The organism is Dokdonella sp. (assembly GCF_019634815.1).
In the GTDB taxonomy this organism is placed as follows: Bacteria; Pseudomonadota; Gammaproteobacteria; order Xanthomonadales; family Rhodanobacteraceae; genus Dokdonella_A.
On record NZ_JAHCAP010000022.1, the window covers coordinates 20,948 to 45,974 of the forward strand.

Here is a 25,027-nt window from a genome sequence, read left to right on the forward strand (position 1 = left end):
CTGGCTCAGCGTGCGGCAGGCAGGTTGGCGTTGATGATCGCTTCGGCTTCGGCGTCGGCCTTGGCGAGGTCGCCAGCGTAGACATCGGTCTGCGCGACCGCGGCAGTGGCTGGCGCCGAGGCAAGCATGCGGCCATCGCGCTTGTGGGTGTCGACCTTGACCGTGGTCGACAGGCCGATGCGCAGCGGATGCTGTTCCAGCTGGCGCGGATCGAGCGCGATGCGCACCGGCACGCGCTGCACCACCTTGATCCAGTTGCCCGAGGCGTTTTGTGGCGGCAGCAACGCGAACGCAGCACCGGTGCCGGCGCCGAGCCCGACCACCCGGCCATCGAATTCGACCTTGCCGCCGTAGATGTCGGTTTCGATTTTCACCGGCTGGTCGATGCGGATGTGGGCGAGCTGGCTTTCCTTGAAATTGGCGTCGATCCACAGGTCATGCAGGCCGATGATCGTCAGCAGCGGCTGTCCCGGCTGCACGCGCTTGCCGACCTGCACATTGCGCTGCGCGACATAGCCGCTTGCGGGCGCGAGGATCGCGTTGCGCCGAGCATTGATCCAGGCTTCGCGGAACGCGGCCTTGGCCTGCAGCACGGCGGGGTTCTCGGCCAGCACGACGCCATCGATCGGTGCGTGCGCGGCGGCGGCCTGGCGCTGCGCGAGCTCGAGTGCAGCCTGCGCCGCATCGACGGCGCTGCGTGCATGCGCAACTTCCTCGGGCGCAACCGCCTTGTCGGCGAGCAGGGGCGTGCGACGCGCGAGATCGGCCCTGGCGCGGCCGAGGTCGAGCCGGCGCACCGCCACGGCGGCATCGGCCTGCGCCGCTGATTCGCCGAGTTGCCGCACTTGGCGCACGGCGCCGGCCAGCGCGCTGCGCGCCTTGGCGAGCGTGAGCTGGGCATCGACCGGATCGAGCCTGGCCAGCACCTGACCCGCCTCGACGCGCTGGGTGTCGTCGGCGAGGATTTCGATCACCGTGCCGGGCACATGTGCCGAAACCACGACCTGGTTGCCGCCGACGTAGGCATCATCGGTGATCTCGCGCTGCGAGAGCACGAACAGCCACAGCAGGTACCACGCCACACCGATCGCCACGAACACGAGGGCGATGAAGGTGAGGATCGCGCGGCGCTTGCCGTTGCCGTTCTTGTCATTGACCGGCGTGGTGGAGATGGGATCGCTCATCGGGCGGGTTCCTGTGCGGAGGCGTTCGGAAGGGTCGTGATTGCAGGGTCGACATCGCGTTGCCAGCCGCCACCGAGTGCCTTGATCAGGCCGATCCGGTTGCTGATCGCCTGCGCATCGAGCGTCGCCAGCGCGTCGCGCTGCTGCAGGACTTCGATCTGGGCAAGGAACTCGGCGCGCGCATCGGCCACGCCCTCGCGACTGCGCGCGTCGGCAAGTTGTTGCAGGCTGCGTGCGGCATCGAGTTGTCCTTGCCGCTCGCTGCGGCGGGCGCGGGTCTGCTCGAGCAGCAAGGCCTGTGTGGCCACGTCGCGCGCGGCGTTCACGACGCTCGCGTCGTATTGTGCCGCGGCAGCTTCGAGCTGCGCCTTGGACACGCCCCACGCGGCCTTGAGCTGGGTACGTTCGAACAGCGGCAGATGCAGCGCCGGCCCGAAGCCGAGCGTGCGGCTGCCGGCCGAAAACAGTTTGTCGAGATCGAGCGACTGCAAGCCGATCATTCCGCCGAGGCTGATGTCGGGATAGAACTGCGCGCGTACCTGGTCGGTCTGGCGCAAGGCCGCTTCGACGCGCCAGCGCGCCGCGGCGATGTCGGGGCGGCGCGCGATCAGATCGATACCGACCGCATCGGGGAGGTGCTGGTCGATGTTCGGCAAAGGGCGGGCGACGAGCGCGGGCAATTGCGCCGGCGAAACGCCCAGGAGGGCCGCGAGCGCAGCCAGTCGCAACTGCGCCGAGCCGGCATAGGCCGCCTGCAACTCGCGTGCGGCGGCGATCTTCTGCTCGGTCTGATGCAGGGCATCAGGACGATCGATGCCGCGTGCAATGCGTTTTTTGGCCAGCTCACCCAGGCGCACGAGGCGGGATTGACTGTCCTTGGCGAGGGCGAGACGCGCCTGATCGGCTTGCCAACCGTAGTAGGTGTCGGCGACCGCAGCAGTCAGTGCCACGCTCGCCGCGCTGCGCTCGGCGGCCGCGGCGCGTGCCTGATCGAGCGCACCTTCGACCGCTGCACGCGTCTTGCCGAAGAAGTCGAAGTCGTAACGGAACTGGGCATTGAGGTCGGCCTGGTTGTACCAGGTGAAGCCGAGAAAGCGCGGCGGGATCAGGCCGTTTTCACTGAGGCGCTGACGTTGTGCCTGCAGGGTGCCCTGGGCAGCCAGACCCGCACCGGCTCGCGCGCTCTCGACGGTTTGCAGCATGGTTTCGAGGCGGCGCTGCGCCTGTGCGAGATCAGGCGAGGCAGCGAGTGCGCGTTCTTCCAACGCGTCGAGTTGCGGGTCGTGAAAGGATTTCCACCAGTGTGCATCGGGCCACTGGCCTTGCGCGGGCACGGCCAGACCAGCCAGCGGCGCTTCACTGCGCAGCGCAGGCAAGTCCGCCTTGGGCGGAATGGCACAGGCCACCAGCAGCGCGCAGCTGCAGGCGACGGCGGCGAGGCTGCGGATCGGTCGACTCATCGGCTGGCGCTCAAGGTGGCGGAATCAAAACGCCCGCTGGGCAGCGGGCGAAGTTCGGAACTTTGCACAGGGCTCGGCAACACGCGCCGCCGTTACCCTTTGTGAATTAGGATACTAAGTAGTTTTGTAATTGCGTGCAAGCGTTTTTTCGTGCCAGCTACGGTGCAAGCCGAACAGACTCGGGCACAGGTCCGGGCCGGAGCCGGGCGTGGCCAACGACTAGCGATAGTCGCGATGACACGCGTCGCAGGCGCCATCGATGCGGGTGAGTGCAGCGGCTTGAGTCGTGCAATCGGCCTGCGTGTTCCAGCCTGAAACTTCGGTCTGGAAACGTTCGATGTACTGGGCCAGCACGCGGTCGCTGCTTCCTGCGGGCATCAGCGCCGGAGTCAATTCGCCGCCGATCAGGCGCAAGCGCGCGGCGGCATCGTTCATCTGGCTGGTTGCGCACTGTGTGCCGCGGGCGCTGGCACGCGACTGGCCGAGATCGTGCTTCATCACCTGCATCAGCGCGCGCGGCCAGGCATTGCGGTGGGCGAGTGCATTGCTCAGCGAGGACGCTGCAAGGAAGCCCGCGAGCAGGCCGATGGCAAGGACGATCAGGTAACGCATGGGGTCACACCGGATGCGCGGGTTCGGCGCGTGATGGTGTCGATGATACCCTGCGCGCCGCATGAGCCAGCACACAGCCCTTGATCGCTTCGGCGGCATCGACCGCCTGTACGGCCGCGGCAGCATTGCGCGGCTCGCGCAAAGCCACGTCTGCGTGATCGGCATCGGCGGCGTCGGCTCCTGGGTTGCCGAGGCGCTCGCACGCAGCGGCATCGGTCGTCTGAGCCTGATCGATGCCGATGAAATCTGCCTGAGCAACACCAATCGACAATTGCATGCGCTCGATGGCGAATACGGCAAGCCCAAGGTCGCAGTGATGGCGCGACGCCTGCAGGCGATCAATCCCGCGCTCGAGGTCGATGCGATCGAGGAGTTCCTCACGCCATCCAATCTCGAGCGCTTGCTTGATCGTGGCTATGCGCTGGTGATTGATGCCTGCGACGCGTTTCGCGTCAAGGTGGTGACGATCGCCTGGTGTCGACGCCGCAAACTGCCGCTGGTGACGGTGGGTTCGGCCGGCGGCCGCACGGATCCGACCTTGGTCAGCGTGCGCGACCTGTCGCGCACCGAACACGATGCACTGCTCGCGTTGGTGCGCAAGAAGCTGCGCGAGGAGTTCAATTTTCCGCGTGGCCCGAAGCGCTATTTCGGTGTGCAGGCCGTGTACTCGCGCGAGAACGTGCGCTATCCACAAGCCGATGGCAGTGTCTGCGGGACGCGTCCGGCCGAGGGCGATGCGCTCAAGCTCGATTGTGGCGCGGGGCTCGGCGCGGCCACCCATGTGACCGGCGCGTTCGCTTTCGCGGCCGTATCGCGCGCATTGGCGAAACTGCTTGCGCCGTCACCTGACTGAGCCTGGTTCAGTGAAACGCGAACAGCCGCCGCGCATTGGTGCTGGTTGCCAAAGCCAGGGCTTCGAGGCTGATGCCGCGCAATTGCGCAATCGTCTGCGCCACTTCAAGCAAGGCCGCGGGTTCGTTGCGCTGACCGCGCTGTGACGCCAGGGGCTGGTCGGGCGCGTCGGTTTCCAGCAGCAGGAACTCGATCGGCATGCTGCTGGCAAGCGCACGCAGACGCCGGGCACGCTCATAGGTGACCGGACCGCCGAGACCGATGGAAAATCCCAGATTCCAAAGCTGGCGCGCCTGCTCGTCGCTGCCCGAAAAGCTGTGCACGACGCCGCGCAGGCCGCCTGTCGCTCGCACTGTGGCGATCACTTCCTCGACCGCGCGGCGGGCGTGCACGATTACCGGCAAGTCGAACTCGCGCGCCAGCTCAAGCTGGGCCTTGAAGTAGTCGCGCTGGCTGGTGGCGTCGAGGCCGTCGATGTAGAAGTCGAGTCCACACTCGCCAATCGCAATCGGCCGTTCGCGCTCGATCCATTCGCGCAGTGCCTGCAGATGCGCTGGCGCGTGATCTGCGAGGTACATCGGATGCAGTCCGTAGGCAGCATGCAGGTCGGCATGCTGCGCACACAGTTCACGCAAGTCGGCGAAATCGGCAAGCCGGATCGCCGGCACGATCTGGGCGATCACGCCGGCCTTGCGCGCGCGCTTGAGCACGGTCTCCCGATCGGCGGAGAATTCCGCCGCATCGAGATGACAGTGCGAATCGACCAGCATCGAATCAGCGGCCGCCGATGCGCGCGCCGATGTCCGGCGGCATTGCGTGCCGCGAGTGGCCGTCCGATGACGAGCTGGTAGCGTTTTGGTCGAGACCGTTGATCGACAAGGTGTTGGTGTTGCCCGGATCGAGCCAGTCGCGCAAGCGGTTTGCGCTCGAGTTGCCGCTGCCCGACCAGGCCACCGAGAACTTGCCATAGCAATCGTGGCCGTCGTTGGGTTGGGTCGGCGCACTGGTGCTGCACAGGGCGTCGCCGCCCGACAGCGTGCCGATCACGCGCCGCTCGCTGCCGTTGGCATTGCCGGCCTTGGAAAACAGTGCCGAACCCGAGGAGCCGCCTTCCGTGGTGCCTTGCGAATAGGGCCCGGTGAGCCAATGTGTGTTGTTGCCGGTGCCGCCAATGCAGTTGTTGGTGGTCGATGGTTGTGGGCCGGCGGTGATCTTCTTGGCGTCGCCCATTGGATGGTGAATGCCGACCGTGCCGCTGGGCGTGGCGCCGGTGGCATCCCATCCTGCGTAGTGGAGATTCCACGAGGCCTCGGGTGTACCACTGAGTTCAAGCAGGGTCGCATCCACGTCTTCGCGCGTGGCGCGCAAGGTCGCACCGTGCTGGTCGTCATTGAAGTAGCCGCCGCTGGGCGGAATCAGGCTGCTGCAACTGGTTGACTGGTAGTTCCAGAAGACGGTGATCGATTGCGCTTCGGCGCTGGTGGAAATGCAGTGCGCCGCGGTAAGAAAGAAGTTGCGCCGATCACCGGGCACGTCGTTGAGCAGGGTGCCACTGCAGATGTAGGTGCCGCCGTCGGAATTGAACTCGTACTGGCCGACTGCGCGAATCTGGTCCGGATACGGCTGGCCGAGCGGACATACGACATTGATGTTGCAGCTGCCCGAGGTTCCGGGACCGGTCGAGCCCTTGCTGCGGCCGAAGCGGTCGCGGAAGCCTGCGCCAACCGCGGTGATGCGCAGGTAGTCGTCGCCTTGGGCGATGGCCGCGGGGACCTGCAATTCGACCGTCGCCGTATCGCCGGGCACGAGTGGCGCATGGAAGCTGTCGGCGCTGGCGTCGGCGCGGGAGTACGGACCTTGGTAATAGCCGTCCGCGCCGATCACGTAGAGCCGTGCCCCGCGAGGCAGTGCGAAATGGCCGAACGTCAGACGCAGGTCGGTCGCCCCGGGTGCGCGCACGCTCAAGCGCCAGACTCGCAGGCCGTCGGCAAGCGCGTCCCAGCGCCCGTGTTCGGCGCTGTCGAAATCGACACTCTGCAAATCGGCAACCCGCTCGCGCTTGCTGCGCATGCCCTTGGCACTCTCTGCGCGGGCAAGTTCAGCACGCCGCGCCAGCGGATCGATGCCGCGCACGGTCTCGACTGGAATGTTTGCGCCGAGCTTGGCGTGGTCGCGCAGGGTGAGCGGCGGTTCACCCTGGCGTGCGTGTGCTGCAGACATGCACAAGGCCAGCGCGAGGGCGCACAGGAGCCCATGGCGCAGGCGAAGAGCGGAAATCGTGGAACGGATCATGGTCAGCCTCTGGATGGAAAGCGGAGATCGTGGTCGCGCTGCCCTTGGCGTGCGCAGGGTGGACGTTTCGCGGCATCGCATCGCCGCGGTTGCAGTTTTGCTGCGCCCTGTCGTTGACATGGGGCGGCCGCTTGCCCGTTCATGCGCAGCCATTGAATCGGAATGTCGGTGTCCGTTGTTCCATGTTATCCGGGAGCGGGCTGCCCGGGGTCGAACCTTGATTGTGCATCCTTGGCTTTGTCGCAGCGCGGATTTCAGTCTCGGTGCGCGGCATTGCGGTCGCGGCCAGCGCCCAGTCGCCGGTCGAGGCGGCCGAACAGTTTCTTGAACAGGCGCGAGAGCCGGCCGCGCCGGGTCTTGCGCTGCTTTTCCTCTTCACTGGTCAACCAGGCAATCTGGATCACGCGGCGCTCGCCCTCGTAGGGCAGGTGGCCGTGGAAGGAATTGTCGCTGCGACGGAATGCCGCGAGCGTGCCGAACAGCGGACGCACCTGCGGTACCACCATGTCGTCGATGTCGTCGATGCGCCTGAGAAAGCGCAGGCAGCCGCCATCGGTATCCGGCCATTGTTCGTTGAGGTAGAGCAGGGCGGTCACGATTTTCGACTTGCTGTCGGTGTGGATGGTGCCGTGGCGCTTGTTGAGCGATCGACAGATCGTCACCAGCGAAGGTGATTTGCCGAGGTCGGCGAGGCCCAGGCGCGCACCGATCGCGTTGGCGATGCGCGGCGAAGCGAGTTCTTCGACGAGTCGGTTGAGCTCCGGCCCGCACTCGGCCGGGTCCCAGGGGAAGAATCCGGCGCCGGCATAGTGCGGAAAATCCCTGGCAAGGGCGTTGGCTGAGCTGGCCGGCAATTGCCCTTGGGCCACCATGAATGCAAACGGTTCACTGCGCAGCAGGTTGTCCTCGCGCAACAGCTTGCGTTCATCCATCAGGGGCATTGGCGCAATCTCGGGCGCGGCTGTCGACATGGGGCAAGCTCGCAGGTTTTTGCCAAGGATGATCATACGCGCACGGTGGACAGTGCGGCGCCACGTCTCTAAAATGCGGCCTCGCCTCGATTCCTCCTTCATACGGCCCACGGACTGGTATTTTCCAGCCCGCGGGTTCTGCCGCACGCGGTATCGGCGGCCCTTGTTCCTGAACCCGGGCGTACGCATGACCATTCCTGCATTGCTTGCACTCGCCGACGGCAGCCTGTTCCGCGGCGTGGCCATTGGCGCGCCCGGCCAGACCTGTGGCGAGATCGTGTTCAACACGGCGATGACCGGCTATCAGGAAATCCTGACCGACCCGTCCTATGCCCGGCAGATCGTCACACTGACCTATCCGCACATCGGCAACACCGGCTGCAATGCGGTGGATGCCGAATCCGACCGCGTGCACGCCGCCGGCCTCGTGATCCGCGACCTGCCGCTGGCCACCAGCAACTGGCGCAGCGAGGAAACGCTGGCCGCCTACCTCGAGCGCAATGGCATCGTGGCGATCGCACAGACCGATACGCGGCGCCTCACGCGCCTGCTCAGCAGTGGCGGCGCGCAGTCGGCCTGCATCGTGGCCGGCACGCAGATCGACGAAGCGGCCGCGCTGGCAGCGGCGCGCGCGTTTCCGGGCATCGCCGGCGCGGATCTCGCCAAGGTCGTGTCGATTCGCGAGCGCCAGATCTGGCGCGATGGCAGCTACGATCTCGATTGCGGCAGTTTTGCCGCCGTGGCGCCACGCTACCGGATCGTCGCCTATGATTTCGGCGTCAAGCGCAACATCCTGCGCATGCTCGCCGACCGCGGCTGCGAGATCACCCTTGTGCCGGCGCAGACGCCCGCCAGCGAGGTGCTCACGCTCAGGCCTGATGGCGTGTTCCTTTCCAATGGCCCGGGTGATCCGGCCGCATGCGACTATGCGATCGCCGCGGTACGTGAATTTCTGCGCGCGAGGATTCCACTGTTCGGAATCTGCCTCGGCCACCAGCTGCTCGGATTGGCGTGTGGCGCGCAGACCGTCAAGATGAAGTTCAGCCATCATGGCGCAAACCATCCGGTGATCGACCTCGACAGTGGGAGGGTGATGATTTCCAGCCAGAACCACGGATTTGCCGTCGATGCGGCGACGCTGCCAGCCAATGTGCGGGCAACGCACCGTTCCTTGTTCGACGGTACATTGCAGGGGCTCGCGTTTTCCGATGCGCCTGCATTCGGCTTCCAGGGACACCCGGAAGCCAGTCCCGGCCCGCATGACGTGGCCGGCCTGTTCGATCGTTTCATTGCACTCATGGAGGCGCACGCGGCTGCCGCGGCGTAAACGACAATGGCCCGTATTCCATATTCGATCCTGATTGCCGTGGCCCTCGCTGCCACCGCTCCGCTCGCGTTGGCCGCACAGACTCAGGCCGCCGCGCCAGCCAGTACCACCAAGGCCAAGGCCGCGGTCAAGGCGGATGCAAAAATCGATGCGCATGGCAAGCAAGCGCCGGCAGACACGCTGGCTGTCGCCGAGCCGGCCAAGCCGATCGCCAAATTGGTCCAATACCCCGAGCTCGAAACGCGCGTCGGCGACACCGTGATCGTCGAAACGACCTTCGATACCGTGCGCCGCGGCAAATTGATCAAGTACACGAATGTGGGGATCACGCTGCAACTCGGTCCCGAAAACGGCTCGATCGAACTCGACATTCCGCGTGAAACCGTGCGCAACGTCAGCGTCGCGGCCAAGACGGCCGAAGAGCAGCCGGCCGCGGCCAAGCAGGATGCGGGCAGTGCCAAGAAGAACTGATCTCAAGTCCATCCTCATCATCGGCGCCGGCCCGATCATCATCGGCCAGGCCTGCGAGTTCGATTATTCGGGCGCGCAGGCCTGCAAGGCACTCAAGGAAGAGGGCTACCGCGTCGTGTTGGTCAATTCCAACCCGGCCACGATCATGACCGACCCGGGCATGGCCGACGCGGTCTACATCGAACCGATCAACTGGCAGACCGTCGCCCGCATCATCGAAAAGGAGCGACCCGATGCCTTGTTGCCGACGATGGGCGGGCAGACCGCGCTCAATTGTGCCCTCGACCTCGCCGACAACGGGGTGCTGGAAAAATTCGGCGTCGAACTGATCGGTGCCTCGCGTGATGCGATCCGCATGGCCGAGGATCGCGAACTGTTCAAGCAGGCGATGGCGCAAATCGGTCTGGATTGTCCCAAGGCCGAGGTCGCGCGCAGTTTCGAGCAGGCCGTGGAAATCCAGGCCCGCGTCGGCTATCCGACGATCATCCGCCCGAGTTTCACGCTCGGCGGCAGTGGTGGCGGCATCGCCTACAACCGCGAGGAGTTCGAGGAAATCGTCAAGCGCGGCCTCGACCTCTCGCCGACCCACGAGGTGTTGGTCGAGGAGTCGGTCCTGGGTTGGAAGGAATTCGAGATGGAAGTGGTCCGCGACCGCGCGGACAACTGCATCATCGTCTGCTCGATCGAGAACCTCGATCCGATGGGTGTACACACCGGCGACTCGATCACGGTGGCACCGGCGCAGACGCTCACCGACAAGGAATATCAGCGCCTGCGCGATGCCTCGATCGCGGTGCTGCGCAAGATCGGCGTCGACACGGGCGGCTCCAACGTGCAGTTTGGCGTGAACGCCGAGAACGGCCGCGTCGTCGTCATCGAAATGAATCCGCGCGTGTCGCGCTCCTCGGCGCTGGCTTCGAAGGCTACCGGGTTTCCGATTGCCAAGGTCGCCGCCAAGCTCGCGATCGGCTACACGCTCGATGAACTGCGCAACGAGATCACCGACGGCAAGACGCCCGCTTCGTTCGAGCCGGCGATCGATTACGTCGTGACCAAGATCCCGCGCTTCGCCTTCGAGAAATTCCCCGCCACCGATGCGCGCCTGACCACGCAGATGAAGTCGGTCGGCGAGGTGATGGCGATCGGGCGCACCTTCCAGGAATCGCTGCAAAAGGCGCTGCGCGGACTGGAAACCGGCAACAATGGCCTCAATCCGCGGCAGCACGATGGTGCCACGCCCGAGAGCATGGCCGCGCTCAAGCGCGAGCTCAAGGAGCCCGGCCCCGATCGGGTGCTGCACGTCGCCGACGCCTTCCGTGCCGGTCTCACGCAGGCGGACGTGCTCGCGCTCACCCACATAGATCCGTGGTTCCTCGCCCAGGTCGAGGATCTGGTGCGCTGCGAAGGCGAGATCCGCGCCGAGGGCCTGGCTGCGATCGACGCGGCGCGCATGTTCGCACTCAAGCGCAAGGGCTTTGCCGATGCGCGCATCGCCGATCTGGTCGGCACCGATGAAGCCGCCGTACGGGCCTTGCGCCGCGCCTTCAACGTGCGCCCGGTATACAAGCGCGTGGACTCCTGCGCGGCCGAATTCGCCACCTCGACCGCCTATCTGTATTCGACCTACGAGGAAGAATGCGAGGCGGCGCCGAGCGCGCGCGAGAAGATCATCGTGCTCGGTGGCGGGCCCAATCGCATCGGTCAGGGCATCGAGTTCGACTATTGCTGCGTGCATGCCGCCTTGGCGCTGCGCGAGGATGGTTTCGAGACCATCATGGTCAACTGCAATCCCGAAACCGTATCGACCGATTACGACACCTCCGATCGCCTCTACTTCGAGCCGCTCACGCTCGAGGACGTGCTCGAAATCGTCGACAAGGAAAAACCGCGCGGCGTGATCGTGCAGTACGGCGGGCAGACGCCGCTCAAGCTCGCGCGCGCGCTCGAGGCCGCGGGCGTGCCGATCATCGGCACCAGCCCCGATTCGATCGACCTCGCCGAGGATCGCGAGCGTTTCCAGAAACTCATCGAGAAGCTCGGTCTGCGCCAGCCGCCCAACCGCACCGCGCGCAATGCCGAGGAAGCGCTCGCGCTCGCGCGCGAGATCGGCTATCCGCTGGTGGTGCGCCCGAGTTACGTGCTGGGTGGCCGGGCGATGGAAATCGTCCACGACGATGCCGATCTTTCGCGCTACATCCGCGATGCGGTGCGCGTCTCCGAAACCTCGCCGGTGCTGCTCGACCGTTTTCTCGACCATGCCGGCGAGGTCGATGTCGACATCGTCGCCGATGCCGATGGCAACGTGCTCATCGGCGGCATCATGGAGCACATCGAGGAAGCCGGCGTGCATTCGGGTGATTCCTCGTGTTCGCTGCCGCCGTATTCACTGTCGAAGGCGACGCAGGATGAATTGCGGCGTCAGGTCGGCCTGCTCGCGCGCGAGCTGAACGTCGTCGGGCTCATGAACACCCAGTTCGCGATCCAGTCGGATGCGGACGGCGACACGGTGTTCATCCTCGAGGTCAACCCGCGCGCCTCGCGCACGGTGCCGTTCGTGGCCAAGGCCACCGGCGTGGCGCTCGCCAAGATCGCCGCGCGCTGCATGGTCGGTCGCTCGCTTGCGGCGCAGGGCGCCACGCGCGAAGTGGTGCCGGCTTACTACTGCGTCAAGGAAGCGATCTTCCCCTTCCTCAAGTTCCAGAACGTCGATCCGATTCTCGGCCCCGAGATGCGCTCGACCGGCGAAGTGATGGGCGTGGGGCGCAGCTTTGGCGCGGCCTTCGCGCGCGCGCATGAGGCCGCCGGAATCAAGGCGCCGCAGCAAGGCAAGGCCTTCCTGTCGGTACGTGATGGCGACAAACCGTTGCTGCTCGAAGTCGCGCGTGACTTGTTGCGGCGCGGCTTCAGCATCGTTGCCACCGGCGGCACGCACGATCATCTGACCAGCCACGGCATTGCCTGCGAGCGCATCAACAAGGTGCTCGAGGGCCGTCCGCACATCGTCGACCTGATCAAGAACGGCGAGATCGTCTTCATCGTCAACACCACCGAGGGCAAGCAGGCGATCGCCGATTCGTTCTCGATCCGGCGCGAGGCCCTGCAGCAGCGCGTGACCTATTCGACCACGGTCAGCGGCGCGCGGGCGCTGTTGCATTCGCTCGATTTCCGCAACAATCCGGGCGTCAACAGCCTGCAGGAACTGCACAAGGAACTGGCATGAATCGTCCGCCGATGACCAGGAAGGGCGCCGAGCGCCTGCGTGGTGAACTCGAGCGCCTCAAGAGCGAGGAGCGTCCGCGCATCATCGCCGCGATCGCCGAGGCGCGCGCGCATGGCGATCTCAAGGAAAACGCCGAATACCATGCCGCGCGTGAATTGCAGGGCTTCATCGAAGGGCGCATCAAGGAACTCGAAGCGGCATTGTCGACCGCCGAGGTGATCGACGTCGCGCGCCTGAATGCGGGCAAGCGCATCGTGTTCGGTGCGATCGTCGAACTCGCCGACGAGGATTCTGGTGAGGAAATCACCTACCAGATCGTCGGCGACCTCGAAGCCGACATCAAGCAGCGCCTGATCTCGGTGTCCTCGCCGTTTGCGCGCGCGCTGATCGGCAAGAACGAAGGCGACAGCTTCGAGTTCACCGCGCCCAATGGCACGCGCAACTACGAAATCGTGGCGGTGCGTTACGAAGCCTGAGCGCGGAGCGGTGCCTGCCGCGATGCGCTTCCTCGTGCCGGCATGAAGGTCGCAGCGATCCGCCGCCGTGCCATTGTGGATGCCTCGCACTGGCCGGCCAGCGTGCATCCACTGCTGGCGCGCATCTATGCGCTGCGCGGCTTGCGGCCGCCTGATCTTGAACGCACAGGACTTGCCGATCTGCTGCCGCCCGGCTTGCTGGGGGGCACCCGGCAAGCCTGCGATCTGCTGGTCGCGGCAATCGAGCGCGATGCGCGCGTCTGCGTGGTCGGTGATTTCGATGCCGACGGCGCGACCGCAACGGCGCTCGCCTTGCGTGGCCTGCGCCTGCTCGGCGCGCGCAATCTCGGCTATCGCGTACCCAACCGCGCGCGTGAAGGCTACGGCCTGTCGCGCGCGCTGGTCGAGTCACTGCTTGACACGGATCGCCCCGATTTGATCCTCACCGTCGACAACGGCATCGCCAGTGTCGACGGAGTCGCAGCGGCCAAGGCACTCGGCGTCGAGGTGATAGTCACCGATCACCATCTACCCGGGCCGCAGTTGCCAGCGGCTGCGGCGATCGTCAATCCGCTGCTCGATGAAGCACGTGCGCAAGGCCGCCCCTCGCCCTTGCGCCATCTCGCCGGCGTGGGCGTGATGTTCTATCTGCTGCTCGCCCTGCGAGCGCGCCTGTTTCCGCGCGACACGCCGGAGTGCGCGCGCGCGTCGGCGCCGCGGCCGGATCTGTCGCAACTGCTCGACCTGGTGGCGCTGGGCACGGTCGCTGATCTGGTCCCGCTGGATGCCAACAACCGCATCCTCGTCGCCGCCGGGCTGCGCCGGATTCGTGCCGGTCGGGCGTGTGCCGGGATCGCGGCACTGTTGCGCGCAGCCAAGCGTGATGCGGCGCGCGTGGTGGCCGCCGATCTCGGCTTTGCGCTCGGCCCGCGCGTGAACGCTGCGGGGCGACTCGAAGACATGAGCCTGGGCATCGAATGTCTGCTCAGCGATGACGCGCAGCGTGCCCACTCGCTGGCGGCAGAACTGTCGGCGATCAATGCCCAACGACAAGGGTTGCAGGCGGCAATGGTCGCGCAGGCAGAAGAAATGGTGATGAAATTTCTCGCGCGCCACGGCGAGGATGGCCTGCCTTGCGGGATCGTGCTGCACGAGCCCGACTGGCATCCGGGTGTGGTCGGCCTGGTCGCTTCAAGGCTCAAGGAGCGCTTGCATCGCCCCGTGATCGCCTGTGCACCCGCTGAATCCGGCAGCGGCGAATTGCGCGGCTCGGCGCGTTCGATTGCGGGCTTCCATCTGCGTGACGCACTGGCCGAAGTCGATGTGCGCTGTCCGGGGCTGATCACGCGCTTCGGCGGGCACGCGATGGCTGCGGGCCTGAGCGTGCCGATCGAGCGGCTCGGGCAACTGGCGGTCGAATTCGACACGGTTGCGCGCGAGCGGCTCGATGCGCAGGCGCTCGAGCACTTCGTATGGAGCGATGGCGAGCCCGCGGTCAATGACTTCACGCTCACGGCCGCGCGGGCGTTGCGCGATGGCGGGCCGTGGGGGCAGGGCTTTGCCGAGCCGGTGTTCGACTCCGTGTTCACGGTCGAGGCCTGGCGTGCGATCGGCGAACGCCATCTGAAACTGTCGCTGCGCGCAGGCGATGGCGATGCGGTGTTCGATGCCATCCTGTTCGACGCCGCCGAATGCATGCCACCACCGCCGCGCATCAAGGCCTTGTTCCAGCTCGAGGTCAACGAATGGAACGGGCGCGAGAGCCTGCAACTCCTGCTGCGTCAGATCGAGCCGGCCTGAGCGGGTGAGCGCGATGTCTGCGGCCATACTCGCGCGAGCGGAATCGGGGTCAGTTCAATGAGGCCTGTCTTGCGTTGCCTGCGTTTGACCGCGGCAACGCTGCTTGCGTTGCTGATGGCCGCCTGCGTGGCCCATCAACTGGTGCAGCTGATCGCGGCGGCGCTGCCGTCGACGCCGGGTCTTGCGATCGGCGAACCGGAGGTTTGGGCCAGTGTCCGCTTCGATGCAGTGCATAGGCGCCGCATCAACGTGCCGGGTCTCGACCTGCGACTGCTTGCGCAGCGCTATCGGTTCGAACTCGATGGGCGTTCGCATGAAGCCACGCGCATCCGCCTGGAGCGAGCATGGCCGGGTCGCGCTGACGAAGTTCCCGAACGGGTTGATGTCCATTTCTTGCCGACGTCGCCGCGACTGGCGATTGCCGATCCGGCGCTGTCACCGCTGCTGTGGTTCTTCTTGCTGTGCGCTGGCATTCCGGTGCTCGTCTTGATGTGGCGACCGAGGTGGATGGCAGCCTGGATGCTGCGTACCGTGCGCGCCTTGCCGGCGCGGCCGCTGCGCGAGGATGTCGCCAACAGCGTTCAGGGTGGGCCGAGCGCGCGTTCGGCAAAACCGCATCCAAGGCGAAGCGGGCGCTGATTCCGCATACGGGCAGGCTCGGTGCTGCGCTGCAGTAGGCGCGACCGATTTGCTATGCTCCACGATCTTTTTCCGCACGCCAGCCCCGCCATGATCGAGACCAATCCAATTCACGCGCGCATCGCCGATCTCAAGGATCGCGTGGCTTCGCTCAGGGGGTTTCTTTGACTACCCGGCCAAGGCCGAGCGGCTCGAGGAAGTCAGTCGCGAACTCGAAAGCCCCGATGTCTGGAACAACCCGCAGCGCGCCCAGGATCTGGGCAAGGAACGCGCCTCGCTCGAGCGCATCGTCGGCGGCATCCGCAGCCTGACCGACAGTCTCGGCGAGGCCGGCGACCTGCTCGATCTTGCCATTGCCGAGGAAGACGAGGGCACCGCGCTGGCCGTGGATGCCGATGTCGAAGGACTGGCGCGGCAGGTTGAGCAACTCGAGTTCCAGCGCATGTTTTCCGGCGAGATGGACAGCGCGAACGCCTTCGTCGACATTCAGGCCGGCGCCGGCGGCACCGAGGCGCAGGACTGGGCCGAAATGCTGCTGCGCATGTACCTGCGCTGGGCCGAGGCCAAGGGCTGGAAGACCGAACTGCTCGAAGCCAGCGCGGGTGAAGTGGCCGGCATCAAGAGCGCGACCTTCCGCGTCGAGGGCGATTACGCTTACGGCTGGCTCAAGACCGAAATCGGCGTGCATCGCCTCGTGCGCAAGTCGCCGTTTGATTCGGACAACCGCCGCCACACCAGTTTCACCTCGGTGTTCGTCTCGCCCGAAGTCGATGACGACATCGACATCGAGATCAATCCGGCCGATCTCAAGACCGATGTGTATCGATCATCGGGTGCCGGCGGACAGCACGTCAACAAGACCGAATCGGCGGTGCGCATCACCCATGTGCCCTCGGGTGTGGTGGTGGCCTGCCAGACCGAACGCAGCCAGCACGCCAACCGCGATCGCGCGATGAAGATGCTCAAGGCCAAGCTCTACGAGATCGAGGTACAAAAGCGCAACGCCGAAAAGGACAAGCTGGAAGCGAGCAAGTCCGACATCGGTTGGGGCAGTCAGATCCGCAATTACGTGCTGGATCAGTCGCGCATCAAGGATCTGCGCACCGGGATCGAGCGCAGCGACACCCAGAAGGTACTCGACGGCGACCTCGACGAGTTCATCGAAGGCAGCCTCAAGGCGGGCCTGGAAGCCGGCGCCAGGCGCGTCGATGCCTGATTGAAGGAACGCAAGCAATGAGCAAGCAGATACCGCCAACACAATCGACAGCGGTTCCGTCCGTGCAAGCGGGAGAGCGATTTGGCGAACAGACCGACATTCTTCCAGTCGACGAAAACCGCCTGATCGCCGAGCGCCGCGAGAAACTGCGCGCGCTGCGTGCGCAGGGCATTGCCTTCCCCAACGATTTCGCGCCCGATGCATTTGCCGGCGACCTGCATGCGCAGTACGAAGGCAACAGCGCCGAGGAGGTCGAGGCAGCGCAGCGTCTGGTGCGTGTTGCCGGCCGCATCATGAGCAAGCGCGATGCCGGCAAGCTCGCCTTCGTCCACATCCAGGACATGAGCGGCCGCATCCAGCTCTTCATTCAGATCAACGCGATCGGCGCCGAGGCCTTCGAAGCTTTCAAGGGCTGGGACATCGGCGACATCGTCGGTGCCACGGGTCGCCTCATGCGCACCAAGACCGGGGAATTGAGCGTGCGCGTGGAGCAGTTGCAACTGCTCACCAAGTCTTTGCGGCCCTTGCCCGACAAGTGGCATGGCATGGCCGACATCGAGCAGCGCTATCGCCAGCGCTACGTCGATCTCATCGTCACTCCCGAGTCGCGGCGCGTGTTCGAGTTGCGATCACGCATCGTGCGTCACATTCGTACCTTCCTCGACGCGCAACGTTTCCTCGAGGTGGAAACGCCGATGATGCACGTGATCCCGGGCGGCGCCACTGCGCGCCCGTTCATCACCCACCACAACGCGCTCGATCTCGATCTCTACCTGCGCGTCGCGCCCGAGCTCTACCTCAAGCGCCTCGTGGTCGGCGGATTCGAACGCGTCTACGAGATCAACCGGAACTTCCGCAACGAGGGCGTGTCGACCCGGCACAACCCCGAGTTCACCATGCTCGAGCTGTATCAGGCCTACGCCACCTACAACGAGATCATGGACATCACCGAGGCGATGATCCGCAGCGCCGCGCAGGATGTGATCGGCTCGGCGGCCCTGAACTGGGAAGGCGTGGCCATCGATGTCGGACCGGCGTTCCGGCGCTGGAAGATGGAAGATGCGGTGCTCGAGCACAATCCGCAGATCGCCCGCTCCGATCTGCGCGACCGCGCGCGCATCGCCGCGCATGCCGAAAAGCTCGGCGTGCACGTCAAGCCCGGCTACGGCTGGGGCAAGATCGTGCTCGAGATCTTCGAGAAGACGGTCGAGCAGACCCTGATCCAGCCGACTTTCATCACCACCCACCCGACCGAGGTCTCGCCGCTGGCGCGTGCCAACGATCAGGATCCCGGGGTCACCGACCGCTTCGAGCTGTTCATCGGCGGCAAGGAGATCGCCAATGGCTTCTCCGAGCTCAACGATCCGGAGGACCAGGCGGCGCGCTTTCGCGCCCAGGTTGCGGCGATGGACTCGGGCGACGACGAGGCGATGCATTTTGATGCCGACTACATCCGCGCGCTCGAGGTCGGCTTGCCGCCGACCGGCGGCTTGGGAGTGGGCATCGACCGGCTGGTGATGCTGCTCGTCGATGTGCCCTCGATCCGCGATGTGCTGCTGTTCCCCTACATGCGGCCGCAGGCCTGAATCTTGCATGGGCTTCGTTGCCGCGGCAGGGCGACGGGTTGCGGCTGGAGGGAATACGAACCCTTGATGGGTTGACGAGCGTGACGGAGGCGACCAAATTGGGCCGTTGCAAGCCATCCCGGGGGGGTGAATGAGCGTGAACATGCGGGAACCCAAGCGATCGGCGCGCATGCCGATCCAGTCGACGGCCTTGATCAGTCGAGGCCTCGACAGCTGGAGCAGCGAAATCCTCGACATTTCGGCGACGGGTTTGTGCGCGACGCGGCCACCGGGCTGGACCGGCAAGGTCGGCGACACCTTCAACGTCGATATTCTGGTTGGTGAGTCGCTCGACATCCATGTGCTTGCGCGCGTGGCCCGCATCGAGGGCGACGAGCTGGGTTTTGCCTACTCACGCATTCCCGATGACAAGCAGATCCCGTTGTGGAACCTGCTGGGCAGCTATGCCGACTCGGACGAGGGCTATTCGTCCTGAGCAATCCGTGCCGCGAGGGCAAAAGAAATGGGTATCCGGATTTTAGTGTGGGAAGACCGCACTAGCCCTTCTTGTCTGACAGCTCTCGTTCGGTAGGTTTCTGGTATCGCAAGGCTTACGCGCTTTTAGCCTTCAGTGTGGGCTTTGTCTGGCGCATGTCGGTGCAAGGAAACAATCAGTGGCAGGTCACCTTGCCCCCGGCTCGAACTGGGGTTTGAGGCGCAGTGGAACGGAAAACCGGGTTAAGCCACGCGCCTAGCTCCCGTGCAGAGAATCGATCAGCGGGCACGACACAGTGCCTCGCTGCGCATGGCACTCGTTGACCAACCGTGACAGCACCGCTTCGATTCGCGTCAGGTCCGCCATCTTGGTGCGCACGTCGGTGAGCTGGAGCGCAGCCAGCTCGGCGGCTTCGCTGCAGTGAGTGCCGTCCTCAAGCTGTAGGAGTTGGCCGACTTCGTCCAGGTTGAACCCCAGCCGCTGGGCGGATTTCACGAAACGCACCCGCGCCACGTCCGCCGATCCGTAGCGGCGAATACTGCCGACGGGCCGACCTGGTTCTGGCAATAACCCCTTGCGCTGATAGAACCGGATGGTCTCCACGTTGACCCCAGCGGCCTTGGCGAAAGCCCCGATGGTCAGTGTTTGCGGATCGTTCACCATCGCGCTTGACTCCGTACTTGACTACGGAAGTAACCTTAGCGCATCACGCAACGTCTCGGAAGGAGATCCCTCACATGGCAGACCCCAGCAACGGCCGCGGTGCACTGGCCGCCGGTGGCCTCGCCGCCATCCTCGCCTCGACCTGCTGCCTCGGTCCGCTGGTGCTGATCACGCTGGGTTTCTCCGGCGCCTGGATCGGCAACTTGACCGCGCTGGAACCGTACCGGCCGATCTTCATTGGCGTGGCGCTCGTGGCGCTGTTCTTCGCGTGGCGTCGCATCTTCCGGCCGGCTCGCGCCTGCGCGCCGGACGACGCATGCGCCGTGCCCCAGGTGCGGACGGCCTACAAGGTGATCTTCTGGATCGTCACCGCCCTGGTGCTGATCGCGCTCGTGTTCCCCTACCTCATGCCCCTGTTCTACTGAAAGGAGATTGCCATGAAGAAACTCGTCGCATTGCTCGCTCTGACCGTTGCCCTCAGCGCTCCCGCCTGGGCCGCCACCAAAACCGTCACGCTGTCGGTGCCGAGCATGACCTGCGCCACCTGTCCGATCACGGTCAAGAAGGCGCTGACCAAGGTCGAAGGCGTCATCGAGGCCAAGGTGACCTGGGAGCCCAAGGAGGCGGTGGTAACCTACGACGATGCCAAGACCACTCCGGCCGCGTTGACCAAAGCCACCGAGAACGCCGGCTACCCGTCTACCGTCAAGAAGTGAGCACACGCTCATGACCGAGGCGATCACGCTGCACATCGATGGCATGACCTGCGGGTCGTGCGCCGAGCACGTCAAGCAGACCTTGGAAAAGGTGCCCGGCGTGCGTTCGGCCTCAGTGTCCTACCCACAGCGCCGGGCCGAGATTGAGGCCAGCGTAGGTACCGCCGCGGACGTGACCTCGCTGGTCGCGGCGGTATCCGCACTCGGTTACCGAGCGCAGCTTGCCGATGCGCCGGGGCAACCCAGCGACCTGCTGAACAATGCACAAGAGCGGCTGGGCGGCGAACCAAAGCGCGAGGACGATGAAGCTGCACTGCACGTGGCCGTGATCGGCAGCGGCGGCGCGGCGATGGCGGCGGCGTTGAAGGCCGTCGAGCAAGGGGCGCGTGTGACGCTGATCGAGCGCAGCACTCTCGGCGGCACCTGCGTCAACGTCGGATGTGTGCCGTCCAAGATCATGATCCGCGCTGCCCACATTGCGCATCTGCGTCGCGAGAGTCCGTTCGATGACGGCATTGCCGCCGCCTCGCCGAAGATTCTGCGTAAGCGCTTGCTGGCTCAGCAGCAGGGGCGCGTCGATGAACTGCGCCACGCCAAGTACGAAGGCATCCTGACGAGCACCCCGACCATCACCGTGCTGCGCGGCGATGCCCGATTCAAGGACGCGCACACGCTGACCGTGGCAACCGCTGACGACGGGATGCGCGAGGTGAGTTTCGACCGCTGCCTCATCGCCACCGGGGCCAGTCCGGCGATTCCACCGATCCCGGGCTTGAAAGACACGCCCTTCTGGACGTCGACCGAAGCGCTGGCCAGCGACACGATCCCCGATCGGCTGGCCGTGATCGGCTCGTCGGTGGTGGCCGTCGAACTCGCGCAGGCCTTTGCCCGGCTGGGCAGCAAGGTGACCATGCTGGCGCGCAGCACACTGTTCTTTCGCGAAGACCCCGCCATTGGCGAGGCCATCACGGCCGTGTTCCGCGCCGAAGGCATCGAAGTGCTGGACCACACCCAGGCCAGCCAGGTCGCCTATGAGGATGGGGAATTCGTGCTCACCACCGAACGCGGCGAACTGCATGCCGACCGGCTGTTGTTCGCCACCGGCCGCACCCCAAACACCCGCACGCTCAACCTCGACGCGGCCGGTGTGGTGGTCAATGCGCAAGGCGCCATCACCATCGACCACGCGATGCGCACTACCGTGCCGCACATCTATGCCGCCGGCGACTGCACTGACCAGCCGCAGTTCGTCTACGTCGCGGCGGCGGCCGGCACCCGCGCTGCAATCAACATGACGGGTGGCAACGCGACGCTGGATCTGACGGCGATGCCGGCGGTGGTGTTCACCGACCCGCAGGTCGCCACCGTGGGCTACAGCGAAGCCGAAGCGCACCACGACGGTATCGAGACCGACAGCCGCACGCTGACGCTCGACAACGTGCCCCGGGCGCTGGTCAACTTCGACACGCGCGGTTTCATCAAGCTGGTTTCGGAGGCCGGTTCGGGACGACTGATCGGCGTGCAAGCGGTAGCCCCGGAAGCAGGCGAGCTGATCCAAACCGCAGTACTGGCGATTCGCAACCGCATGACGGTGCGAGAGTTGGCCGACCAGTTATTCCCCTACCTGACGATGGTCGAGGGGCTGAAACTCGCGGCACAAACCTTCACCAAGGACGTAAAGCAACTGTCCTGTTGCGCGGGGTAGTGGCTGGGCCTCTTACCTATGCTTCATCGGCTGAATCACAAATTCAGGCTGAAGCGCCGCCTCTTGCACAATGGGCTGAGGACTATTCGAAATACCCCTCTTCGAGTAGCCGCGCCAGCGTCGGGAGATAGGGGCCGTACTCGACCACGCGCGTGATCTTCTTCTTGCGCGTTGCCGCCGTGGTCATCCGCTGGAACACGAAGTCCGTGGTCATTGGGTCGTCGTCATCGACCAACACGGTTTCGATAACCGAGCCATCCTTGCGCGCCTTCTTGTCGTAGAGTATGCGCGCCCGAAGCACCTCGAAGCTGTAACCCCTGCCCATGCGGTTCATGTCTTTGGCCACTCGGTTGACTGACTCAGTATAGGCATTGGTAATCGGCTGCTCGAAGTAGGCGAAGATTTCGTCGTGCCAGTTGTGCACGGCGGTGGTCAGGTCCTTGAACGTGGCCGCCAATTCGGTCGGAATATTGGCCTGCCACTTCGCGCAGGCGGCTTCTGCTGCTGGGCGGGTCTTCTGATCCCAGATCGACAGAAATCCTTCCTTGAGCGCGTGGGCTTCGCTTAGGAGCGGGAACTGTTGGAACCATTCCCGCATCCGGTCCATATCTCTCCCTGTCAGGTCGTGCTGCCGCTTGAGCAGCAGGAACCGCTCGTCCTTGAGTTTGAGGCGCTGCCGGGTGGACAAATCCTTGCGAATGCGCTTGCGCAGCTTCTCCAGCGCGTCGTTCGCCATGCGCTGGATATGGAATCGATCGACCACGATCCGGGCCTGTGGCAGCGTGGCGCGCACCACCTGCCGATAAACGTGGTACATGTCCATCGCCACCCACTCGACCGAGTCCTTGTCCCGCAGGTCGCGGAAATAGGGCATCAACTCGGCTTTGGCCCGGCTGGGGCGGATATCGAACACGGTCTTGCGCTCGACGTTGGTGATCATGGCCCGGTACTGGCCGATGATCTTGAGCTCGTCGATACCCAGCACCCGCGGCGTCCGGAACTGGGTCTTGGCCTCGACCTCCTCGATGAAATCGTCGAAGACGTGGCGGACCGTCTTTTCGTCCACGGCTACTTCCCGGGCAAGGGCCGCAAAGGTCTTGGAGAAGGACTGGTCGCGGATATAACGCACCAGACGCGCCGTGGCTTGGCGTTTTCCATCAAGGTCCGCCACAGGCTCAAACAAGGTCTTGGTGCAGCTTGTACAGCGATAGCGACGGCGCTGGATGAAGATCACGACGGGTTTGCCGTGCGTCGGTGTGTCCTGAAACGACTGTTCCTGTGAGCCGTGACCATGCAGGCGTCCGGTCTTGCACAGCGGGCAGGTCACCCACTGATTGACGCCTTCGGCCTTGACGACGTAACTGTCCTCGCTGGTCAGGATTTCAAGCGTCTTCAGGCTTCGCAGCTGGAGAAAGTCCGTCACTCAGCACCTTGGGCGAACCCACACTGAAATCCGACTTTTACTCTAGCACATCCGCTCAGCCGTCCAACACCAAAATCCATTCTTTGAAAGTGATAGCTACAAAGACCCAAGGAGCCAGAACCCACACCAGATTCCGGATACCCAAAGAAATCCCGCCTCGGAGGCGGGATTTCATTTTGCACGCTTGATCCCGTTCGCGCTGGAGCGGGCATTCAGCTCTTGGGTGAGGGGTCACGCAATTCGCGGCGGAGGATCTTGCCGACGTTGGTCTTGGGCAGGCTGTCGCGGAACTCGACGTGGCGCGGCTGCTTGTAGCCGGTGAGGTTGGCCTTGCAGTGTTTGAGCACGTCCTCTGCGGTCAGCGCCGGATCCTTCTTGACGATCACCAGCTTGACGGCCTCGCCTGACTTTTCATCGGGCACGCCGACCGCGGCGACTTCGAGCACGCCAGGAAGCAGGGCAACGACATCCTCGATCTCGTTGGGATAGACGTTGAAGCCGGAGACCAGGATCATGTCCTTCTTGCGGTCGACTATGTAGACGTAGCCGCGCTCGTCGATGCGCGCGATGTCGCCAGTGCGCAGGGCGCCATCGGCGGTCATGACCTTGGCGGTTTCCTCGGGGCGATTCCAGTAGCCCTTCATCACCTGTGGTCCCTGCACGCACAGTTCACCGACTTCACCGTTGGGCAGGATCTTGCCGTCGTCATCGCGGATCGTGACCACGGTGGACGGCACCGGCAGTCCGATCGAGCCGTTGTATTCGGCCAGGTCGAGCGGGTTGATGCAAACCGCCGGCGAGGTTTCGGTGAGGCCGTAGGCTTCGGCGAGCGTGCAGCCGGTTGCCTTCTTCCAGCGCTCGGCGACCGCGCGCTGCACGGCCATGCCGCCACCGAGGGTGAGGTGCAGATTCGAAAAATCGACCTGATCGAAGCCTGGCGTATTGAGCAGGCCCGCGAACAGGGTGTTGACGCCGGTGAGCGCAGTGAAGCGCAGGTTCTTGATCGTCTTGACGAAGCCGGGCATGTCGCGCGGATTGGTGATGAGAACGTTGAAACCGCCCGAGCGCGCAAAGGTGAGGAAGTTCGCCGTGAGCGCGAAGATGTGGTACAGCGGCAGCGCGGTGACGATGATTTCGCTGCCCTCGCGCACCACGGGCGCGAGCCAGGCCGATGCCTGCAACATGTTCGCGATCATGTTGCGATGAGTGAGCTCGGCGCCCTTGGCGACGCCGGTGGTGCCACCGGTGTACTGCAGGAAGGCGGCATCTTCGGGGCCGATTTCAATCTTGCCCAGGGTCGATCGCGTGCCGCGACCGAGCGCTTCGTTGAAGCGCAGCGCGTTGGGCAGCGAGTAGTCGGGCACCATCTTCTTGACGTGGCGCACCACGAAGTTGGTGAGCAAGGATTTTGGGAAGCCGAGCAGGTCGCCGACGCCGGTGCAGATCACGTGCTTGCAGTGCGTGCCGCCGATCACCTCGGCGACCGTGTGGGCAAAGTTGTCGACCACGATGATCGCACTGGCGCCGGAATCCTCGAGCTGGTGCTTGAGCTCGCGCGCCGTGTAGAGTGGATTGACGTTGACCACCACCAGACCCGCACGCAGGATCGCCATGATCGCGATTGGATACTGCAGCAGGTTGGGCATCATGATCGCGACGCGATCGCCCTTGGCGAGCTTGAGGTCGTTGACGAGGAATGCGGCAAAGCTTGCGCTCAGCCGGTCGAGATCGGCATAGGTCAGCGTGCGCCCCATGTTGCTGAAGGCCGGCCGGTGACGGAAGCGGTTGCAGGCCTCGGCGAGCATCGCAGCCACCGACGGATACTGATCGAGGTCGATGTCCGCAGTCACGCCTGCCGGATAATTGGCCAGCCACGGGCGTTGTGAATTGTCCATGTATGCTCCCCCAGCGAGTGGTCGCGCGGCGGGCGCCGCAGCGG

22 protein-coding genes are annotated in these 25,027 nt (G+C 64.8%); 13 read left to right on the top strand and 9 right to left on the bottom strand.

The genetic code is table 11. The annotated features are described in order from the left end of the window. Positions 1-5 precede the first annotated feature (5 nt). From KF759_RS11060 to KF759_RS11070, 3 genes are all read right to left on the bottom strand, one after another. Positions 6-1,184: an efflux RND transporter periplasmic adaptor subunit gene (locus tag KF759_RS11060; RefSeq protein ID WP_291225441.1), complete on the bottom strand. Its 1,179-nt coding sequence runs from the start codon at positions 1,182-1,184 to the stop codon at positions 6-8. Next, a complete protein-coding gene (locus KF759_RS11065; RefSeq protein WP_291225443.1) occupies positions 1,181-2,644 on the bottom strand; it encodes an efflux transporter outer membrane subunit in 1,464 nt (487 codons plus the stop codon). The genes KF759_RS11060 and KF759_RS11065 overlap by 4 nt, the downstream gene beginning before the upstream one ends. Positions 2,645-2,863: 219 nt before the next feature. Then, the gene (locus KF759_RS11070) at positions 2,864-3,256 is read right to left on the bottom strand and encodes a hypothetical protein (RefSeq protein WP_291225445.1); all 393 of its coding nucleotides are present in this window, start codon (positions 3,254-3,256) and stop codon (positions 2,864-2,866) included. Positions 3,257-3,317: 61 nt separating this feature from the next. Between KF759_RS11070 and tcdA the strand changes: the two genes are divergently transcribed. Then, positions 3,318-4,109: a tRNA cyclic N6-threonylcarbamoyladenosine(37) synthase TcdA gene (gene tcdA, locus KF759_RS11075; protein ID WP_291225447.1), complete on the top strand. Its 792-nt coding sequence runs from the start codon at positions 3,318-3,320 to the stop codon at positions 4,107-4,109. 7 nt (positions 4,110-4,116) lie between these two features. Here tcdA and KF759_RS11080 read toward each other — a convergent pair whose 3' ends face one another. The 3 genes from KF759_RS11080 to KF759_RS11090 all read right to left on the bottom strand — a co-directional run bounded on the left by KF759_RS11080 (position 4,117) and on the right by KF759_RS11090 (position 7,332). Continuing rightward, the gene (locus KF759_RS11080; RefSeq protein WP_291225449.1) at positions 4,117-4,878 is read right to left on the bottom strand and encodes a TatD family hydrolase; all 762 of its coding nucleotides are present in this window, start codon (positions 4,876-4,878) and stop codon (positions 4,117-4,119) included. Between the two features lie 4 nt (positions 4,879-4,882). Continuing rightward, positions 4,883-6,400 (bottom strand): hypothetical protein, encoded by a 1,518-nt coding sequence (locus tag KF759_RS11085; RefSeq protein WP_291225451.1) that lies wholly within the window; start codon positions 6,398-6,400, stop codon positions 4,883-4,885. Between the two features lie 254 nt (positions 6,401-6,654). Further along, positions 6,655-7,332, bottom strand: a complete 678-nt coding sequence (locus KF759_RS11090) for a 2OG-Fe(II) oxygenase (RefSeq protein ID WP_291225453.1) — start codon at positions 7,330-7,332, stop codon at positions 6,655-6,657. 226 nt (positions 7,333-7,558) lie between these two features. Between KF759_RS11090 and carA the strand changes: the two genes are divergently transcribed. The 9 genes from carA (at position 7,559) to KF759_RS11135 (ending at position 18,581) form a co-directional block, all read left to right on the top strand. Continuing rightward, the gene (carA, locus tag KF759_RS11095) at positions 7,559-8,698 is read left to right on the top strand and encodes a glutamine-hydrolyzing carbamoyl-phosphate synthase small subunit (protein WP_291225455.1); all 1,140 of its coding nucleotides are present in this window, start codon (positions 7,559-7,561) and stop codon (positions 8,696-8,698) included. Positions 8,699-8,704: 6 nt separating this feature from the next. After that, the gene (locus KF759_RS11100) at positions 8,705-9,169 is read left to right on the top strand and encodes a hypothetical protein (RefSeq protein WP_291225457.1); all 465 of its coding nucleotides are present in this window, start codon (positions 8,705-8,707) and stop codon (positions 9,167-9,169) included. Then, entirely contained in the window at positions 9,153-12,389 is a 3,237-nt protein-coding gene (gene carB, locus KF759_RS11105; RefSeq protein WP_291225459.1) for a carbamoyl-phosphate synthase large subunit, read from the top strand. Before KF759_RS11100 ends, carB begins: the two co-directional genes overlap by 17 nt. Next, positions 12,386-12,865, top strand: a complete 480-nt coding sequence (greA, locus tag KF759_RS11110; RefSeq protein ID WP_291225460.1) for a transcription elongation factor GreA — start codon at positions 12,386-12,388, stop codon at positions 12,863-12,865. The genes carB and greA overlap by 4 nt, the downstream gene beginning before the upstream one ends. A gap of 42 nt (positions 12,866-12,907) precedes the next feature. Continuing rightward, entirely contained in the window at positions 12,908-14,665 is a 1,758-nt protein-coding gene (gene recJ / locus KF759_RS11115; protein ID WP_291225462.1) for a single-stranded-DNA-specific exonuclease RecJ, read from the top strand. 57 nt (positions 14,666-14,722) lie between these two features. Next, on the top strand, positions 14,723-15,304 hold the full coding sequence (locus tag KF759_RS11120) for a hypothetical protein (RefSeq protein ID WP_291225464.1): 582 nt from the start codon (positions 14,723-14,725) through the stop codon (positions 15,302-15,304). A gap of 90 nt (positions 15,305-15,394) precedes the next feature. Further along, positions 15,395-16,520, top strand: a protein-coding gene (gene prfB, locus KF759_RS11125) for a peptide chain release factor 2 (RefSeq protein WP_291225466.1) whose coding sequence is annotated in 2 segments (ribosomal slippage) — positions 15,395-15,469 and positions 15,471-16,520 — 1,125 coding nt in all. Because the reading frame shifts where the segments join, the coding sequence is not laid out codon by codon here. Positions 16,521-16,537: 17 nt separating this feature from the next. Then, positions 16,538-18,106, top strand: coding sequence for a lysine--tRNA ligase (lysS, locus tag KF759_RS11130; protein WP_291225468.1), 1,569 nt, complete (start codon positions 16,538-16,540; stop codon positions 18,104-18,106). A gap of 142 nt (positions 18,107-18,248) precedes the next feature. Next, the gene (locus KF759_RS11135) at positions 18,249-18,581 is read left to right on the top strand and encodes a PilZ domain-containing protein (RefSeq protein ID WP_291225470.1); all 333 of its coding nucleotides are present in this window, start codon (positions 18,249-18,251) and stop codon (positions 18,579-18,581) included. A 255-nt stretch (positions 18,582-18,836) separates the two neighbouring features. On the opposite strand, the gene merR is transcribed toward KF759_RS11135, so the two are convergent. After that, positions 18,837-19,244 (bottom strand): Hg(II)-responsive transcriptional regulator, encoded by a 408-nt coding sequence (gene merR, locus KF759_RS11140; RefSeq protein ID WP_012480188.1) that lies wholly within the window; start codon positions 19,242-19,244, stop codon positions 18,837-18,839. 74 nt (positions 19,245-19,318) lie between these two features. Here merR and merT point away from each other — a divergent pair, with 74 nt between their 5' ends. The 3 genes from merT to merA are packed head-to-tail and all read left to right on the top strand — an operon-like array spanning position 19,319 to position 21,665. Beyond that, on the top strand, positions 19,319-19,669 hold the full coding sequence (gene merT / locus KF759_RS11145; protein ID WP_019183730.1) for a mercuric ion transporter MerT: 351 nt from the start codon (positions 19,319-19,321) through the stop codon (positions 19,667-19,669). A gap of 12 nt (positions 19,670-19,681) precedes the next feature. Beyond that, a complete protein-coding gene (gene merP, locus KF759_RS11150; protein WP_012480190.1) occupies positions 19,682-19,960 on the top strand; it encodes a mercury resistance system periplasmic binding protein MerP in 279 nt (92 codons plus the stop codon). A gap of 10 nt (positions 19,961-19,970) precedes the next feature. Beyond that, the gene (gene merA / locus KF759_RS11155; RefSeq protein WP_012480191.1) at positions 19,971-21,665 is read left to right on the top strand and encodes a mercury(II) reductase; all 1,695 of its coding nucleotides are present in this window, start codon (positions 19,971-19,973) and stop codon (positions 21,663-21,665) included. Positions 21,666-21,747: 82 nt separating this feature from the next. Here merA and KF759_RS11160 read toward each other — a convergent pair whose 3' ends face one another. Continuing rightward, positions 21,748-23,088 carry an ISL3-like element ISStma11 family transposase gene (locus tag KF759_RS11160; protein ID WP_054665575.1) on the bottom strand — a complete coding sequence of 447 codons (1,341 nt, stop codon included), beginning with the start codon at positions 23,086-23,088 and terminating at the stop codon, positions 21,748-21,750. A 212-nt stretch (positions 23,089-23,300) separates the two neighbouring features. Continuing rightward, positions 23,301-24,983 (bottom strand): long-chain-fatty-acid--CoA ligase, encoded by a 1,683-nt coding sequence (locus tag KF759_RS11165; RefSeq protein WP_291225498.1) that lies wholly within the window; start codon positions 24,981-24,983, stop codon positions 23,301-23,303. Positions 24,984-25,027: the final 44 nt, after the last annotated feature.